Source organism: Jannaschia helgolandensis (assembly GCF_900109285.1).
Taxonomy (GTDB): Bacteria; Pseudomonadota; Alphaproteobacteria; order Rhodobacterales; family Rhodobacteraceae; genus Jannaschia; species Jannaschia helgolandensis.
Genome location: NZ_FNZQ01000001.1, coordinates 78055 through 92462, shown reverse-complemented (window position 1 = coordinate 92462; position 14408 = coordinate 78055). Strand labels below are relative to the sequence as shown.

The following is a 14408-nucleotide window of genomic DNA, read 5'->3' as shown; positions in this document are numbered from 1 at the left end:
CTGGTCCCCGGCCCCATGGGTCGCTAGATGAAGCCTGCAACAGGAGGTGCGCCCATGGCCGATCCCATCCCTTTCGAGGCTCCCGGACCCGTCGAGCGTGAAAACTCGGACGTTATCTCCCCGATCGAGGACATCATCGAGGACGCGCGCAACGGGCGCATGTTCATTCTGGTGGACCACGAGGACCGCGAGAACGAAGGCGATCTGGTGATCCCCGCGCAGATGGCCACGCCGGATGCGATCAACTTCATGGCGATGCACGGGCGCGGGCTGATCTGCCTGACCCTGCCGGGCGAGCGGATCGACGCGCTGGGACTGCCGCTGATGGCGTCGCAGAATTCCTCGCGCCACGAGACAGCGTTTACGATTTCAATCGAAGCGCGCGAAGGCGTCAGCACCGGCATTTCGGCGCATGACCGCGCGCGCACCGTCAGCACCGCCATCGACGCGTCCAAGGGCGCGGCGGATATCGCCACGCCGGGCCATGTCTTCCCGCTGCGGGCGCGGGACGGCGGCGTGTTGGTTCGGGCGGGTCATACCGAAGCCGCGACGGATATCGCGCGGCTGGCCGGGCTGAACCCGTCGGGCGTGATCTGCGAGATCATGAAAGACGACGGATCGATGGCGCGTCTGCCCGACCTGATCGCCTTTGCGCAGTTGCACGGGCTGAAGATCGGCACGATCAGCGATCTGATTTCGTACCGCCGTCGCCACGACAACCTTGTGAATCAGACCGATGCGCGGCCCGTCACCAGCCATATTGGCGGCGACTGGCTGATGCGGATTTTCACCGACGAGACGCAGGGGTCTGAACACATCGTGCTGACCAAGGGGGATATCGACCATGGCGGCCCGGTCCTGGTTCGGATGCATGCGATGAACCCGCTGGAGGACGCGCTGGGCATCGGCGACAGCGATCTGGCGGGTGCGATGCAGGTCATCGCCGAAGTTGGGCGGGGCGTCGTCGTGTTGCTGCGCGATACCGAGATGAAGCTGGATTTCCATGGCCATGGCGGCGGCGTCTCGCCCCATAAGCTGCGACAATACGGGCTGGGAGCGCAGATCCTTGCGGCGCTGGGCATTCACGAGATGGAGCTTGTGACCAACTCCGGCACGCCGCGCATCGTGGGGCTGGACGCCTATGGCCTGAAGATCACGGGCACCCACACCATTCCGAAAGGCTGATCCGATGGCCGGACATTCCGATAACGTGCTGACCCTGCCTGCTTTCGACAAACCCGCCAGGGTTCTGATCGTGATCGCCCCCTATTACGGCGCGATCTCGGCGGCGCAGCTGGCCTCGGCCCGCGCGGTACTGGACAGTGCGGGCGTGACGCATGAGACGGTCGAGATGCCCGGCTCGCTGGAAATTCCAACGGCCATCGGCATCGCGCACCGGCAGTCCGACTTCGACGGCTATGTCGCGCTGGGGTGCGTGATCCGGGGGCGGACGTCGCATTACGATGTCGTGGTCAACGAAAGCGCGCGGGCAATTGCGACACTGGGCCTGGCCGGAGCCTGCATCGGCAACGGCATCATTACCGTCGAGAACATGGAGCAGGCCGAGGAACGCGCGGATGCGGATCGTCTTGATACGGCGGGTGGGGCGGCGGCAGCGGCGTTGCATCTGATCGCGTTGCAGCGGTCGATGAAGAAGGCGGACACCGGCGTGGGTTTCAAACCCGGCAGCTTCCAGCACGATGGCCTGCGCAAGTCCGGACCGACGGTTGCCTGACGACGGTTGCCTGACGACGGTGACTTGACGCCCCCGAACCGCCCCCATAGGTCGCGGCCATGAGTGAAATCACACCCGACATGACACCAGACGAAAAGCGCGCGATGAAGCGCCGGATGAAATCCGCGGCCCGGCTGTATGCCGTGCAGGCGCTGTTCCAGATGGAGGCAGCCGGTCAGACCGTCGACAAGGTGCAGGTCGAGTTCGAGACGCACCGCTTCGGCATGGTCACCGAGGAGGGCGAATTCTCGGAAGCGAACGTCGATGTGTTTCGGTCGCTGCTGGAGTCGGCGGTGAACAATCAGGCGCGCATCGACCAGTTGACCGACCGCGCACTGGTTGCGAAATGGCCGCTCGGGCGGATCGATCCGACGTTACGCGCGCTGTTCCGGGCGGCAGGCGGCGAATTGATCGACAGCGCCACGCCACCCAAAGTTGTCATCACCGAGTTCGTCGACGTCGCGCGCGCGTTCTTCCCGGACGGGAAGGAAGGCGGCTTCGTCAACGCCGTGCTGGACCACATGGCGCGCGAAGCCAAGCCCGAAGCGTTCTGAGTTTCAGGCCGGTCTGCGCCGCAGACCCATCGTCAGCCCCGCGATGATCCATGCCCCGAGCAGCAGTACAGCCGTTCCGGCAAGGAACACGGCAAAAACGCGCAGTGTGTCGCCCGACGGCAGCAAGGGCACCAGCGGCGGCCAGATCGTGCCGGTCACCAGATGCCAGCCCAGTGTCAGGAACCCCCAGGCCAGGATTACGGTGCCCAGCGTCAGGCCCAGCATTCCCGTAGCCCGGCCCCGGCGGCGGAGCGGCAGACGCGCCATCCGGCGCAGCGCGGTCGTCAAACGGGAGATGTCCTGACCCATGGCGAGCATGGCGGGGACGAGGACGAGGACGAGAAGCATTCCGAACCCCAGCCCATAGACCAGTGTGATTACCGTGGGTCGCAGGAACTGTGCCTGGCTGGAGGATTCGTAGAGCAGCGGCGCAAGCCCCAGAACCGTCGTCAGCGTGGTCAGCAGAATCGGTCGCAGACGGTCGCAGACCGCATCGATGATGGCCGGGCGCAGTGCGCGGTCGCGGGCATATTCGTCGACCGTCGTGACCAGAACGATGGAATCGTTGATGATGATGCCGGTCATGCCGATCAGACCCACGACAGAGAACATCGACAGCGGCACCCCCCACCACCAATGGCCCCAGACCGCCCCGATCAGGCCGAAGGGGATTACCGCCATGATAACGGCGGGGCGGGTCCAGCTGCTGAAGATCCAGGCCAGCACCAGATAGATACCCAGCAGACAGGCCATCAGGCCCAGCGTCGCGTCGGTCAGGAATTCCTGTTCCTGCTCGGCCAGACCGCCCTGCTCGAAGCCAACCTGATAGAGGCTGGCGATCTCGGGCAGGATGGTTTCGGTCAGTTCCCTGCGGATTTCGTTCGCGCGCGCTGCGTCATCCTGCGCGATTTCACCGGACACTGTGACCACCTGCACGCCATTGGTGCGGCGCACGGTGGCAAAGCCCGATTGCACCTCGACCGTCACGATATCCGACAGTGCGACGTCGCCCCCGGAGGGCGAGGCCAGTCGCAGAGTATCCAGGAAGTCGGCGCGCACTTCACCCTGTGGCAATTCGACCCGGATCGCGCCGGTACGGGGACCGGACGGGAAGGTCGCCGCCTCGATCCCGTTCAGACGGTTGCGCAATGTCGTGCCCAGCGTGTCGATATCGAAGCCCAGCGCCTCGCCCTGCGGCGTCAGGTTCAGGATCAGTTCATCCTTGTCGTAGGGCAGACTGTCCTCCACGGCCGAGACTTCTGGGAAGCGCAGAACGGCGAGTTTCAGGGCTTCCGCCGCATTCTTCAGCGTGGCCGAATCCGCGCCATAGAAATCGACGGACAAAGAGTCGCCGCCCGGACCCGCATGTGCCCCGCGAAAGCCGATCTCTTCCGTCAGGGGTTGCCGGAGCACGGTATCCTGCAAGGCCTCGACGAACTCGGAACTGGGGTAGGGTCGCAGGTCTGCGTCGATCAGCTCGATCGAGATCGCACCCAGTTGGTCCGGCTCCTTGTCGGCCGCCGACGGCAACTCGCGCCCCGCATTGCCCCCGACTTCGGCCAGGACATAGGCGATGGGATTGGTGCCGTATTCGGCTTCATACTGTGCGCCAAGCGCCTCGGTCGCGCGCTGCAACTCTCGCATCTGGTCGATGGCATCGGCCCGCGTCGCGCCATCGACCATGGCGAAATTGCCGGTGATGGACCCACGTTCGGGCGCGTTGAAGAACCGCCACTGTACGTCGCCGCGGATGAACAGGGCCGCCTGCGTCGACAACAGCACCAGGGCCAGCGCCGCCACCGGATAACGCGCCCAGAGTGCCAGCCGTACAAGCGGGCGGAACAGCGTTTCGCGCACCCATTTGAAGCCCCGGTTCACCACGCGCGACGGCAGATCGTACCAATGTTCGCGCGCGGTATGCCTGAGCGCGCCGGCCATGTGGTGCGGCAGGATCAGGAAACATTCGATCAACGAGGCGATCAGAACCACGATCACGGTAAAAGGTATGTCGTAGATCAGGTTTCCGAAACGCCCACCAATGGCGACCAGCCCGAAGAACGCGATCACGGTGGTCAGGGTGGCGGAAAACACCGGCGCGAACATCCGGCGGGCGGCGTTTTCGGCGGCAGTCTGGGGATCTTCGCCCAGACGGCGGGCGCGGAAATCGGCATGTTCGCCGACGACGATGGCATCATCCACCACGATGCCCAGCGTGATGATCAGCGCGAAGAGCGAGATCATGTTGATCGTGATCCCCGCCGCCCACATCAGCGCGATGGCCGAGAGCATGGCAACCGGGATGCCTGCCGCGACCCAGAAGGCGGTCCGGGCGTTCAGAAACAGAAACAGAAGCCCGACGACGAGGGCCAGCCCCATCAGTGCATTGTCGATCAGAAGGTCGATACGGCCCGTGATGGCCTCGGTCCGGGTGCGGATCAGCTCGATCCTCGTGCCCTGTGGCGCATCGGTCAGGACATCGGCGGCGACCTCCTCAACGCGCTTTTGCAGGGCGATGGCGTCGCCTTCGGCGGATCGGTCGACCTGAACGCTGATCGCCGGGTCGGAGCCGACGAAATAGGCGCGGTCGCGGTCGACGCCCTCGGACAGAACCCGGCCCACGTCGCCCACGGTCAGCGCGTCGCCTCCTCCGGTGCGCCGCAACACGATGGCCTCGATGTCGACGGCATCGCGCCGGGCGCTGCCGGTGCGGACGCGGGCGTTCGCGCCACTCACGTCGCCCGCCGGATCGGCCTGCGCCTGCGCGCCGATGGCGGCGGAGATTTCCGCCATGGTCAGATCGTAGCGCAGCAGGTTGGCGGTCGGCACCTCTATGATCACTTCGGGCGCGGCGATGCCCCGGATCGACGTCCGCGTCACCCCAGCGGCGAACAGGCGCAGCACGAAATCGTCGGCAATGCGCGCCAGCTGGTCGACGCCGACCGGCCCGGTGACGATGACATCGGTCACGCGGTCGCGCCACGCGCCCTGCCGCACTTCGGGGTCGTCGATGCCATCGGGCAGGCCCGAGACGGCATCGACGGCGGCCTGCACGTCGTCGGCGGCAGCGGCGACATCGGCGCCCGGCTCGAACTCCAGCGTCAGGGTTGCCGACCCTTCGCGCGACGTGGAAGAGCTGTCGGTCACGCCGTCGACGGCCAGAAGCGCCGGTTCCAGCAATTGCACGATACCGAGATCCACGTCTTCGGCCCCCGCACCGTCCCAGACAACACTGACCGAGACGTTCTCGACAATGACATCGGGGAAGAACTGGGCGCGCATGTTGGGAACGGCCACTGCGCCCGCCGCCAGCATCAGCACCAGCAGAAGATTGGCGGCTGTGCGGTGGCGCGTAAAGTATCCCAGTATGCCCACGGGTCAGCCCCCGATCCGGGATTCGAGGCGTTCGACCATTTCGGTCGGCACCTGTTCATCGGCAAGTTGCGTCAGCATCCGCGATTTCACGGGGTCAGGAATGCGGCTGTTGTTCTCCACGAAGGCCACGAGGCGGGCGCGGCGTTCGGGATCCAGTGTCATCAGCGTGGGTGTTTCGACCCGGACCTGCGCGATGTCGGACGCGTCTGTATCGGATGTTCCGGATTCGGGCCGCAGGGGACGGACCCGGATGCCCGCGCCCAGCGCCGCCGTGCGTTCGGCTACGACCTCGCGCCCTGCGATATCGCCCGAGACCAGCACATCGTCACCTTGACGACGCAGGAGCGTCACGGCGATTTCGGACAGGCGGTCATCGTCGCCCAGCATCAGAACGCTGGACTGGGCGGACAGCGCGGTGGCAGGCAGGCGGATGGCAGAGGTCAGCACCGGTTCCTCGACCTCGACCCGCAGAAAGTCGCCGGGGCGCAAGCCACGCGCGGTGTCGAGCGTGGCAAACACCAGTCGGCCGGTCTGGCCTTCTCCGACCGACGCGCTTTCGCGGGTGATGAGGCCCGTGGCCTCGATCGTCAGGCCCTGCACATCGAGAATTGCGCGAACAGGTGCGCCGATCAGGTTCCCGCGGTCGTCCAGCAGGCGCGAATGCTGCGCGGCGGACAGACGGAACGCAACTTCCAGCGCATCCGGGTCGATCAGCGTGGCGATCTGTTCGTTTGCCGATATCAGACCCCCGGCCAGAACCGACACATCGCTGAGCTGGCCATCGAATTCGGCGGTCAGTTCCCGATCGGCAAGGTCGCGCAGGGCCGTATCGACGGCGATCCGGGCGCGTTCGATCGCAAGTTCGGCCGAGTCGATCCGGGTCTGCGCCTGCGCGATGGCCCCGCGTTTCGCAAGGATCGTGCTTTCGGCAGACGACAGCGCCAGTTGAGCGGCTTCCACGGCGGAGGTGGAGCCGACGCCCCGCTGTGAAAGATCGCGCTGTCGTTGCAAAGCGGCACTTTGCAGATCGCGTTGCGCCTCGGCCCCGGCAAGTTCGGCCTGGGCCAGATCCAGCGCTCGGGTGGCGTCGCGCAGTTCTGCCTCGGCCCCGGACAGATCGGCGCGGGCAACGGCGACATCGGCTTCGGCCCCGGCAGGGTCGATCCTGAGCAGGAATTGCCCCGCCTCGACCTGACCGCCGTCTTCGAACCTGTCCGACAGTTCGACGATACGGCCTGCTGTGGGGGCCCGCAGTTCCAGCACGCGACGGGCGCGAACCTCGCCGAAGGTGGTCAGGACGGGGGCGATGGTCTGCGGTGTGGCGGTCAGCACGTTGGCGGCCAGTACACGTTCACGCGCCGGACGGCTTCCGCCGTCACGCGCCTGTCGCGCCTCGAGTGCGGAAAACGAGATCTGTGCGGCCCAGCCCAGAAGGCCGACCGTCAGGGCCAACAGGAAGAGCGCCACAAGGCTGCGTCCGAGAAAGCGCATTCAATTTCCGATCTGCGATGCGTCGACCTGAAGATAAGGTTTTCACGGTCCCTGCCAACTCACACGTTCGTAGAGCCGGGTTCCGTCGCGCGATCAGATCATTTTCTGCGCAAATGTTCTTCAAGCCGGGGCATGATCTCGACGAAATTGCAGGGTTTGTGCCTGAAGTCCAGTTGGTGAACCAGAATTTCATCCCAGGCATCGCGACAGGCCGAGGGCGAACCGGGCAGCGCGAACAGATAGGTGCCGTGAGCCACACCCGCGCAGGCGCGCGACTGCACGGCGGAGGTGCCGATCTTTTTCATGCTCACGAGGGTGAAGACCGTTCCGAAGGCGTCGATTTCCTTTTGGTAGACGTCGCGGTGCGCCTCGACCGTCACGTCGCGACCCGTCAGCCCGGTGCCGCCGGTCGAGATCACGACGTCGATGTCCGGGTCGGCGCACCACTCGCGAAGTTTGCCCGCGATGTCGGCGCGGTCGTCGCGCGTGATGGCGCGATCCGCCAGCAGATGCCCCGCGCCCTCCAGCCGTTCTACAAGGGTGTCGCCGGACCGGTCGTCATCCGGCGTCCGCGTGTCGGAGACGGTCAGCACCGCGATGCGACAGGGCAGGAAAGCGCGATCGGTCATTTGGTGAAATCGGCGCGCGAGTGCCGCTCGGGCAGTTTCAGGCTCTCATCGTCGCCGAAGCTGCGATTGACCATGCGGCCCCGACGAGTGGCGGGGCGGGCGTCGATCTTTTCTGCCCATGCGACGACGTTCCTGTAGCTTGCGACATCGAGGAACTCGGCGGCGTCATACAACCGACCCAGAACCAACTGACCGTACCAGGACCAGATCGCCATGTCGGCGATGGTATAAGTCTCGCCTGCGATGAAGGCGCTTTCGCCCAGACGTCGGTCCAGCACATCCAGTTGACGCTTGGCTTCCATCGCGTAGCGGTTGATCGGGTATTCGTACTTTTCAGGCGCATAGGCGTAGAAATGGCCGAACCCGCCGCCCAGAAACGGGGCGCTGCCCATCTGCCAGAACAGCCAGGACAGCATCTCCGCGCGGTTTTCTCCGAGGAACGCATTATACTTTTCGGCAACGTGCAGCATCATCGCGCCCGACTCGAAGATACGGACAGGGGTGTCGCCAGACCGGTCCATCAACGCGGGGATCTTGGAGTTCGGGTTCACTTCGACGAAGCCCGAGCCGAACTGATCGCCTTCGCCAATGTCGATTTTCCATGCGTCATAATCGAAATCGTGACCGGCCTCGATCAGCTCCTCGAACAGGACGGTGACCTTCACGCCGTTCGGCGTCGCCAGCGAGTAGAGTTGGTAGGGATGTTCACCCACAGGCAGGTCCCTGTCGTGGGTCGGACCGGCAACGGGACGGTTGATATTGGCGAACTGACCGCCGGATTGCGTGTTCTGCCAGACTTTGGGGGGCGTATAGGTCATGAAATTCCTTCGGACTGTCTGCGTTCGGGACATGTGACCCCGGATTTTCGTTTGGTGCAATGTGGTGCGGTCGGGGGTCATGTCGCCCGGCGTCAGGGCAGGTGCAACTGTGCGGGGGCGCACAGGGCGGACGTCAGGTATCCAGCCGGGCGGCAAGGTCCAGCAGGTCCGCCCATGCGTCGCGTTTCGCTGCCTGTTGTCGTAGCAGATAGGCAGGATGCAGCATCGGCAGGACCGGCTTGCCGAAACCTTCGGTCCACTGCCCGCGCAGCCTGGTAATGCCACGTCGACCCAGCACCGCGTTGCAGGCGTGGTTGCCCATCAGGATCAGAACGTCCGGATCGGCGAGTTCGACGTGACGGCGCAGGAACGGCAGCATCATGGCCACTTCGTCGGGTTCGGGGTCGCGGTTCGACGGCGGGCGCCACGGCAGGACATTGGTGATATAGACCGCACGCTCCGCATCGGCATGATCGCGGGACAGGCCGATAGCGGCGAGCATCCTGTCCAGAAGCTGACCGGCCTGCCCGACGAAGGGCTTGCCCGCGCGGTCTTCCTCACGGCCCGGTGCCTCGCCGATGATCATGACGCGGGCCTTGGGGTTGCCGTCGGAAAACACCAGAGATTTTGCGCCCAGCCGTAATTCGCAGTGCGGATAGGTCGAGAGCGCGGCTTGCAGGTCTTCCAGCGTGGCGGCCCCGGCGGCGGACTGTTCGGCCTCGGTCACGGGATCGCTTTTGTGTGCCGGGGGCACATGCTGCGGCACGGATGCGACAGTCTCCGCCGCAGGCGTCAACGGCGCGGGTTTCGCGGCTGCAGGCATACGGTCGGGAAGGGCATATCGATTGACGGGTTGGGCGCAGATCGCCTCGTCACAGCCCATCTCGACCAGCCATTCAAGCGTGGCGCGGGCAGTGAAGGGGTCCATGTCAGGCTGCATGTGAGGGAAATAGCGCGGGGCGTCGATGAGGGGAAGGGAGGAGCCAAGGGCAGCATGGGCGATGCGCGACGAATACCGCATTGGAATCGGCAATCCGGTGTAGACTGGCGAATAGATGACGTGATTTGCGATTTCGGAGGCAGGCGACAATGGATGCTCAAGGCGGATGCCTCTGCGGAAACATCAGATATAAAGCTGAAAATCAGCCAGTCAGAGTGACGATCTGCCACTGCAGGTTCTGCCAACGCGCGACCGGTGGCGCGTATCTGGTGGAACCGGTGTTCGAAGCGCAGGACTTTCAGGTCAACAAAGGGTCTCCGAAACGGTATGTTCACATCTCAGAAGGCAGCGGAAAAAAGGTTTTCATACATTTCTGCGATAACTGCGGGACCAAGCTGTTCCTGACCTTCCAGCGATTTGAAAATTTCGTTGGTGTCTACGGCGGAACGTTTGACGATCCGAATTGGTTCGAACTCACGCCTGAGAACACGAAGCAGATTTTTCTTGGCGTAGCGCAAAGAGGCACGGTCATTCCTCCCCACGTCAACACCTATCTCGAACATGCCAGCGAGCGGGACGGGACGCCGGTCGCACCGAAAGTGTTCGATGCGCCATACATTATCGGAAATTGTTAGCCCCGATATCCCGGACCTTCCGGACCCGTGCCGCCGTCGCTTAGCAGAGGCGTTTCTCGTAATATATCCGATGGAAGCCTTCTTCAGTGCGCCGCGCCACTTCGTCATAACCAAGTCGCGGATAGATCAAGAGGTTCTCGGTCATCTTTTCATTCGTATAGAGACGCACGATCTCAAAGCCGAGCCGCCGCCCTTCAGCCTCGCAGAACTGTATCAGGGTCTTGCCGATACCCTGTCCCGCAACGCTTGGCAGGACAGCCACGTTTTCCAGTAGGATGTGCTGATCTTCGGGGAAGAACACTATGAAACCTTGGAAATCGTCGTTTGCGCCGGTGGCAACATAAACTGATCCGGCAGCAATTTGCGTCTCGAAGTCGGCAACCATCGGCGCAGGCTTCCGGCCAATTACAGGTATATATCGAGCGTAGGCCTGATTGGTGCAATCTCTGATCGCGGGCGCATCTGATGCGCTGGCCTTTCGGATCACATCGCGTCTCCTTCGTCTGGCCGCTGTGTGACACTGCCTTTCGAACGGATGCGTCCCAATCGACAAACTGGCCCCGGAAGTGTCGCTCGATGAGCCGCGGCATTGTTCCGCCGAACCCCATTATACTCTGTCGGTCGTCGCCGCCAATCTTCAACATGACCGCATCCCCTTGATCCCCGCGCCACAACGCCCGACAAGCAGGACGCGGAGCGGCAAGGGATGTCCCATGACTTTCAATCAACGCCACCTTCTGGGCATCGAGCCCCTGCACCCGTCGGAAATCATCGCTCTGCTGGACCGTGCCGACCATTACGCCGAAGCGACGCGGGCCGGGCACAAGCATGGCGATGCGCTGGCCGGGCTGACGCAGATCAACATGTTCTTCGAGAATTCGACGCGGACTCAGGCGAGTTTCGAGATCGCGGGCAAGCGGCTGGGCGCGGACGTCATGAACATGGCGATGCAGGCCAGCAGCCTGAAAAAGGGTGAGACGCTGATCGACACGGCCCTGACGCTGAACGCGATGCGACCCGATCTTCTGGTGGTGCGGCATCCGCAGTCGGGGGCAGTGAACCTGTTGGCGGAAAAGGTGAATTGCGCCGTGCTGAACGCGGGGGATGGCAAGCACGAACATCCGACGCAAGCCCTGTTGGATGCGTTGACGATCCGGCGCGCGAAGGGTCGACTGCACCGGCTGACCGTGGCGATCTGCGGCGACATCGCGCATTCGCGCGTGGCCCGGTCGAACCTGATCCTGCTGGGCAAGATGGAAAACCGCGTCCGTCTGGTCGGGCCGCCGACGCTGATGCCCGCGCAGATCGACCAGTTGGGCGTGGAGGTGACCGACAATATGGCCGAAGGGCTGAAGGGCGCGGACGTGGTGATGATGCTGCGTCTTCAGAAGGAGCGAATGGACGGCGGCTTCATCCCTTCCGAGCGGGAATATTACCATCGCTTCGGGCTGGACGCAGAAAAGTTATCGCATGCCAAACCAGATGCCATCGTCATGCATCCGGGTCCGATGAACCGCGGTGTGGAGATCGACGGAACGCTGGCCGACGATATCAACCGCTCCGTCATTCAGGAACAGGTGGAGATGGGGGTTGCAGTTCGCATGGCGGCGATGGACCTTCTGGCAGCGAATTTGCGGGCGTCGGCGGGTCAGGTTGAACCCGGCGGCCCTGCCGCGCGTTGATCTTCGATGCATGACCACTGGAGTTTCCATGACCTTAGCCCTGACACCGCGCGACCCCCGTATCCACGTCTTTTCCGTCAGTGACGGCACCCTGAAGCTGACGCATCAGACCTATCTGTCACGTCTGAGCGAAGAGGTCTCCGCGACCTCGCTCGAAACGGCTGTGGGGGGTGCGATCGATCCGACCTATGCCGAAGTTTTTGCCGTGGAAGACGTCGCGCCTATGGGTCTGCGGGCCTATCTGGCGCAGGCGCACGACATTCCCGACCCGGTTCTGGCCGCTGATGCGGCCCGCCTCGATGCACTGTCCGGCGATGTCGTGGTATTGGCCCCTCGCGCGGTCGAGGGGTTGCAGACGCTGACCCCCCGGTCCGAGCTGACCCACATCGGCAGCTATGCTCCGGCCGAAGCCGACGACAGCCCAAGGTCCCTGCCACGGGCTTCGAAGTCGCCGCATCTGGAAACGCCGGGTGCCGCCGTGGGCAACCCTATGACAAAGCGGCGCATCGTCTGGATCGTGTTGGGGGCAATCGTGGCCGCGGCGATCCTTCTGATGCTGTGGTGACATCGGATGGCGGCCCCGCAATGCGGGTCGCCCACCCCTGATCGCCCCTGTATCGCTGATGGACTTGGCGCGGCCTCTTGGCTAACCGGGTGGCATGAGCTCGATCCTGTTGACCAACGCCCGCCTGATCGACCCCGTCACGGGCGCGGACACCCATGGCGAATTGCGGATCGAGGATGGCCGCATCACCGACCCCGGCCCGGCTGCACAGGTCATCGACTGTCGCGGAAAATGTCTGGCCCCCGGTATTGTCGATATCGGTGTCAAGGTCGGCGAACCCGGTGAGCGACACAAGGAAAGCTTCCGTACGGCAGGCATCGCGGCGGCGCGTGGCGGTGTGACAACGATGGTTTGCCGCCCCGATACAATGCCCGTTATCGACAGTCCCGAAATACTGGAACATGCCCGCGGACGTGCCGGCCATTCGCCGGTTCGCGTCCGTCACATTGCGGCCCTGACACGGGGCCGTGCGGGCCGCGAGATGGTCGAGATCGGGTTTCTGCGCGATGCCGGTGCGGTCGCGTTTTCGGATGGCACGCATGTCGTTGCAGACACCAAGGTCCTGTCGCGCTGCCTGACCTATGCACGGTCGCTGGGTGCACTGGTCATCGGTCATCCGCAGGATCCGGGACTGTCGGCCGGGGCCTGCATTACGTCCGGCAAATTCGCCAGCCTGCGCGGGCTGCCGGGCGTGTCGCCCCTGGCCGAACGCATGGGGCTGGACCGCGACCTGGCCCTGGTCGAGGCGACGGGCGTCGCTTATCACATGGACCAGATCACCACGGCTGCGGCCTTGCCAGCGTTGATCCGGGCCAAGGCTTCCGGACTGGACGTGACGGCGGGCACGTCGATCCACCACCTGACGCTGAATGTGCTGGACGTCGCCGACTACCGCACCTTCTTCAAGGTGATGCCGCCCCTGCGGGACGAGGACGACCGGATGGCCGTAGCAGGCGCGCTGACGGATGGGGTGATCGACATCATCAGCTCCATGCACACCCCGCAGGACGAGGAATCGAAGCGCCTGCCCTTCGAGGAGGCCGCGCCGGGCGCCGTCGGTCTGGAAACGCTGCTGCCCGCGGCGATGCGGTTGGTGAAGGCGGGCCATCTGACGCTGCCGGAACTGTGGCGCGCGCTGTCGATGAACCCTGCCCGGCGGCTGGGACTGGAAGGTGGAACGCTGGACGCGGGCGCGCCCGCCGATCTGGTGCTGTTCGACCCGGATGCGCCGTTCGTGCTGGACCGTTTCACCCTTGCCTCCAAGTCCAAGAACACCCCGTTCGATGGCGCGCGGATGGAAGGACGTGTGCTGGCCACCTGGGTCGCGGGCACCTGCGTTTACGACCGGGCGGCGACCTGATGACGCCCGAGATCGCATCCGCCCCCCTGTCCCTGCTGGTCGTTGCCGTGCTGGCCTATCTGCTGGGGTCGGTGCCGTTCGGTATCGTCATGGCGCGGCTGTTCGGGCTGGGCGATCTGCGAAAGATCGGATCGGGCAACATCGGCGCGACCAATGTTCTGCGCACCGGCAACAAGCCCGCCGCGCTGCTGACATTGCTGGGCGATGCGGGTAAGGGCGGTGCCGCCGTCCTGCTGGCGCGCGCGCTGGTCGGGGAAGACGCGGCGCAACTGGCCGGGCTGATGGCATTCCTCGGGCATTGTTTCCCGGTCTTTCTGCGATTCCGGGGCGGCAAGGGGGTGGCGACCTTCCTCGGCACGCTGCTGGCGCTGTCGTGGCCGCTTGGAGTCGCCGCATGTCTGACGTGGCTGGCTGCCGCCGCCGCGTTCCGCATGTCGTCGCTGGCCGCACTGATCGCCGCCGTCGCGGCCCCCGTCTTCGCACTGTGGCTGGTGCCGCAGGCCGTAGTGTTCTATATCGCGCTGGCCGCCCTGATTTTTTATCGTCACGCTGCGAATATTCGTCGCATCCTGAACGGTGAGGAACCCCGGATCGGTCTGAAGTGACTTTCTGGTTGTGACACGTGCT

Annotated in this window: 14 protein-coding genes; 8 read left to right on the top strand and 6 right to left on the bottom strand. The window is 64.3% G+C overall.

From position 1 onward, the window contains the following. Positions 1-54: 54 nt before the first annotated feature. From ribB to nusB, 3 genes are read left to right on the top strand one after another with little or no spacing between them, the layout of a single operon-like run. Positions 55-1185, top strand: a complete 1131-nt coding sequence (ribB, locus tag BMY38_RS00430; RefSeq protein ID WP_092758736.1) for a 3,4-dihydroxy-2-butanone-4-phosphate synthase — start codon at positions 55-57, stop codon at positions 1183-1185. A 4-nt stretch (positions 1186-1189) separates the two neighbouring features. Next, complete coding sequence (locus BMY38_RS00425) at positions 1190-1735, top strand: 6,7-dimethyl-8-ribityllumazine synthase (RefSeq protein WP_092758734.1); 546 nt, start codon at positions 1190-1192, stop codon at positions 1733-1735. A 59-nt stretch (positions 1736-1794) separates the two neighbouring features. Then, entirely contained in the window at positions 1795-2289 is a 495-nt protein-coding gene (gene nusB, locus BMY38_RS00420; RefSeq protein WP_092758732.1) for a transcription antitermination factor NusB, read from the top strand. A gap of 3 nt (positions 2290-2292) precedes the next feature. Here the strand turns inward: nusB and BMY38_RS00415 are convergent, their stop codons facing one another. From BMY38_RS00415 to BMY38_RS00395, 5 genes are all read right to left on the bottom strand, one after another. Further along, positions 2293-5661, bottom strand: a complete 3369-nt coding sequence (locus BMY38_RS00415; protein WP_092758730.1) for an efflux RND transporter permease subunit — start codon at positions 5659-5661, stop codon at positions 2293-2295. Positions 5662-5664: 3 nt separating this feature from the next. Then, positions 5665-7152 carry an efflux RND transporter periplasmic adaptor subunit gene (locus tag BMY38_RS00410; protein WP_092758728.1) on the bottom strand — a complete coding sequence of 496 codons (1488 nt, stop codon included), beginning with the start codon at positions 7150-7152 and terminating at the stop codon, positions 5665-5667. Between the two features lie 98 nt (positions 7153-7250). Then, positions 7251-7781: a molybdenum cofactor biosynthesis protein B gene (gene moaB / locus BMY38_RS00405; RefSeq protein WP_092758726.1), complete on the bottom strand. Its 531-nt coding sequence runs from the start codon at positions 7779-7781 to the stop codon at positions 7251-7253. Continuing rightward, the gene (gene yghU, locus BMY38_RS00400; protein WP_092758724.1) at positions 7778-8599 is read right to left on the bottom strand and encodes a glutathione-dependent disulfide-bond oxidoreductase; all 822 of its coding nucleotides are present in this window, start codon (positions 8597-8599) and stop codon (positions 7778-7780) included. The genes moaB and yghU overlap by 4 nt, the downstream gene beginning before the upstream one ends. Before the next feature lie 133 nt (positions 8600-8732). Then, on the bottom strand, positions 8733-9539 hold the full coding sequence (locus BMY38_RS00395; RefSeq protein ID WP_092761023.1) for a uracil-DNA glycosylase: 807 nt from the start codon (positions 9537-9539) through the stop codon (positions 8733-8735). 149 nt (positions 9540-9688) lie between these two features. On the opposite strand from BMY38_RS00395, the gene BMY38_RS00390 reads away from it, so the two are divergent. Beyond that, positions 9689-10174 carry a GFA family protein gene (locus tag BMY38_RS00390; protein WP_092758722.1) on the top strand — a complete coding sequence of 162 codons (486 nt, stop codon included), beginning with the start codon at positions 9689-9691 and terminating at the stop codon, positions 10172-10174. Between the two features lie 40 nt (positions 10175-10214). Here BMY38_RS00390 and BMY38_RS00385 read toward each other — a convergent pair whose 3' ends face one another. Continuing rightward, the gene (locus BMY38_RS00385; RefSeq protein WP_245737455.1) at positions 10215-10559 is read right to left on the bottom strand and encodes a GNAT family N-acetyltransferase; all 345 of its coding nucleotides are present in this window, start codon (positions 10557-10559) and stop codon (positions 10215-10217) included. Between the two features lie 328 nt (positions 10560-10887). Here BMY38_RS00385 and BMY38_RS00380 point away from each other — a divergent pair, with 328 nt between their 5' ends. From BMY38_RS00380 to plsY, 4 genes are all read left to right on the top strand, one after another. After that, positions 10888-11856, top strand: a complete 969-nt coding sequence (locus tag BMY38_RS00380) for an aspartate carbamoyltransferase catalytic subunit (RefSeq protein ID WP_092758718.1) — start codon at positions 10888-10890, stop codon at positions 11854-11856. Between the two features lie 28 nt (positions 11857-11884). After that, positions 11885-12421, top strand: a complete 537-nt coding sequence (locus BMY38_RS00375; protein ID WP_092758716.1) for a hypothetical protein — start codon at positions 11885-11887, stop codon at positions 12419-12421. A gap of 94 nt (positions 12422-12515) precedes the next feature. Continuing rightward, on the top strand, positions 12516-13781 hold the full coding sequence (gene pyrC / locus BMY38_RS00370; protein ID WP_092758714.1) for a dihydroorotase: 1266 nt from the start codon (positions 12516-12518) through the stop codon (positions 13779-13781). After that, positions 13781-14386 (top strand): glycerol-3-phosphate 1-O-acyltransferase PlsY, encoded by a 606-nt coding sequence (plsY, locus tag BMY38_RS00365; protein WP_092758712.1) that lies wholly within the window; start codon positions 13781-13783, stop codon positions 14384-14386. The genes pyrC and plsY overlap by 1 nt, the downstream gene beginning before the upstream one ends. Positions 14387-14408 lie beyond the last annotated feature (22 nt).

What these genes read in the sequence shown, in the direction of transcription:
- moaB (WP_092758726.1), bottom strand. Translation starts at nt 7,781, where the DNA reads ATGACCGATCGCGCTTTCCTGCCCTGTCGCATCGCGGTGCTGACCGTC.
- BMY38_RS00375 (WP_092758716.1), top strand. Translation starts at nt 11,885, where the DNA reads ATGACCTTAGCCCTGACACCGCGCGACCCCCGTATCCACGTCTTTTCC.
- BMY38_RS00425 (WP_092758734.1), top strand. Translation starts at nt 1,190, where the DNA reads ATGGCCGGACATTCCGATAACGTGCTGACCCTGCCTGCTTTCGACAAA.
- ribB (WP_092758736.1), top strand. Translation starts at nt 55, where the DNA reads ATGGCCGATCCCATCCCTTTCGAGGCTCCCGGACCCGTCGAGCGTGAA.
- nusB (WP_092758732.1), top strand. Translation starts at nt 1,795, where the DNA reads ATGAGTGAAATCACACCCGACATGACACCAGACGAAAAGCGCGCGATG.
- BMY38_RS00390 (WP_092758722.1), top strand. Translation starts at nt 9,689, where the DNA reads ATGGATGCTCAAGGCGGATGCCTCTGCGGAAACATCAGATATAAAGCT.
- BMY38_RS00410 (WP_092758728.1), bottom strand. Translation starts at nt 7,152, where the DNA reads ATGCGCTTTCTCGGACGCAGCCTTGTGGCGCTCTTCCTGTTGGCCCTG.
- pyrC (WP_092758714.1), top strand. Translation starts at nt 12,516, where the DNA reads ATGAGCTCGATCCTGTTGACCAACGCCCGCCTGATCGACCCCGTCACG.
- plsY (WP_092758712.1), top strand. Translation starts at nt 13,781, where the DNA reads ATGACGCCCGAGATCGCATCCGCCCCCCTGTCCCTGCTGGTCGTTGCC.
- BMY38_RS00395 (WP_092761023.1), bottom strand. Translation starts at nt 9,539, where the DNA reads ATGCAGCCTGACATGGACCCCTTCACTGCCCGCGCCACGCTTGAATGG.
- BMY38_RS00385 (WP_245737455.1), bottom strand. Translation starts at nt 10,559, where the DNA reads ATGGTTGCCGACTTCGAGACGCAAATTGCTGCCGGATCAGTTTATGTT.
- yghU (WP_092758724.1), bottom strand. Translation starts at nt 8,599, where the DNA reads ATGACCTATACGCCCCCCAAAGTCTGGCAGAACACGCAATCCGGCGGT.
- BMY38_RS00380 (WP_092758718.1), top strand. Translation starts at nt 10,888, where the DNA reads ATGACTTTCAATCAACGCCACCTTCTGGGCATCGAGCCCCTGCACCCG.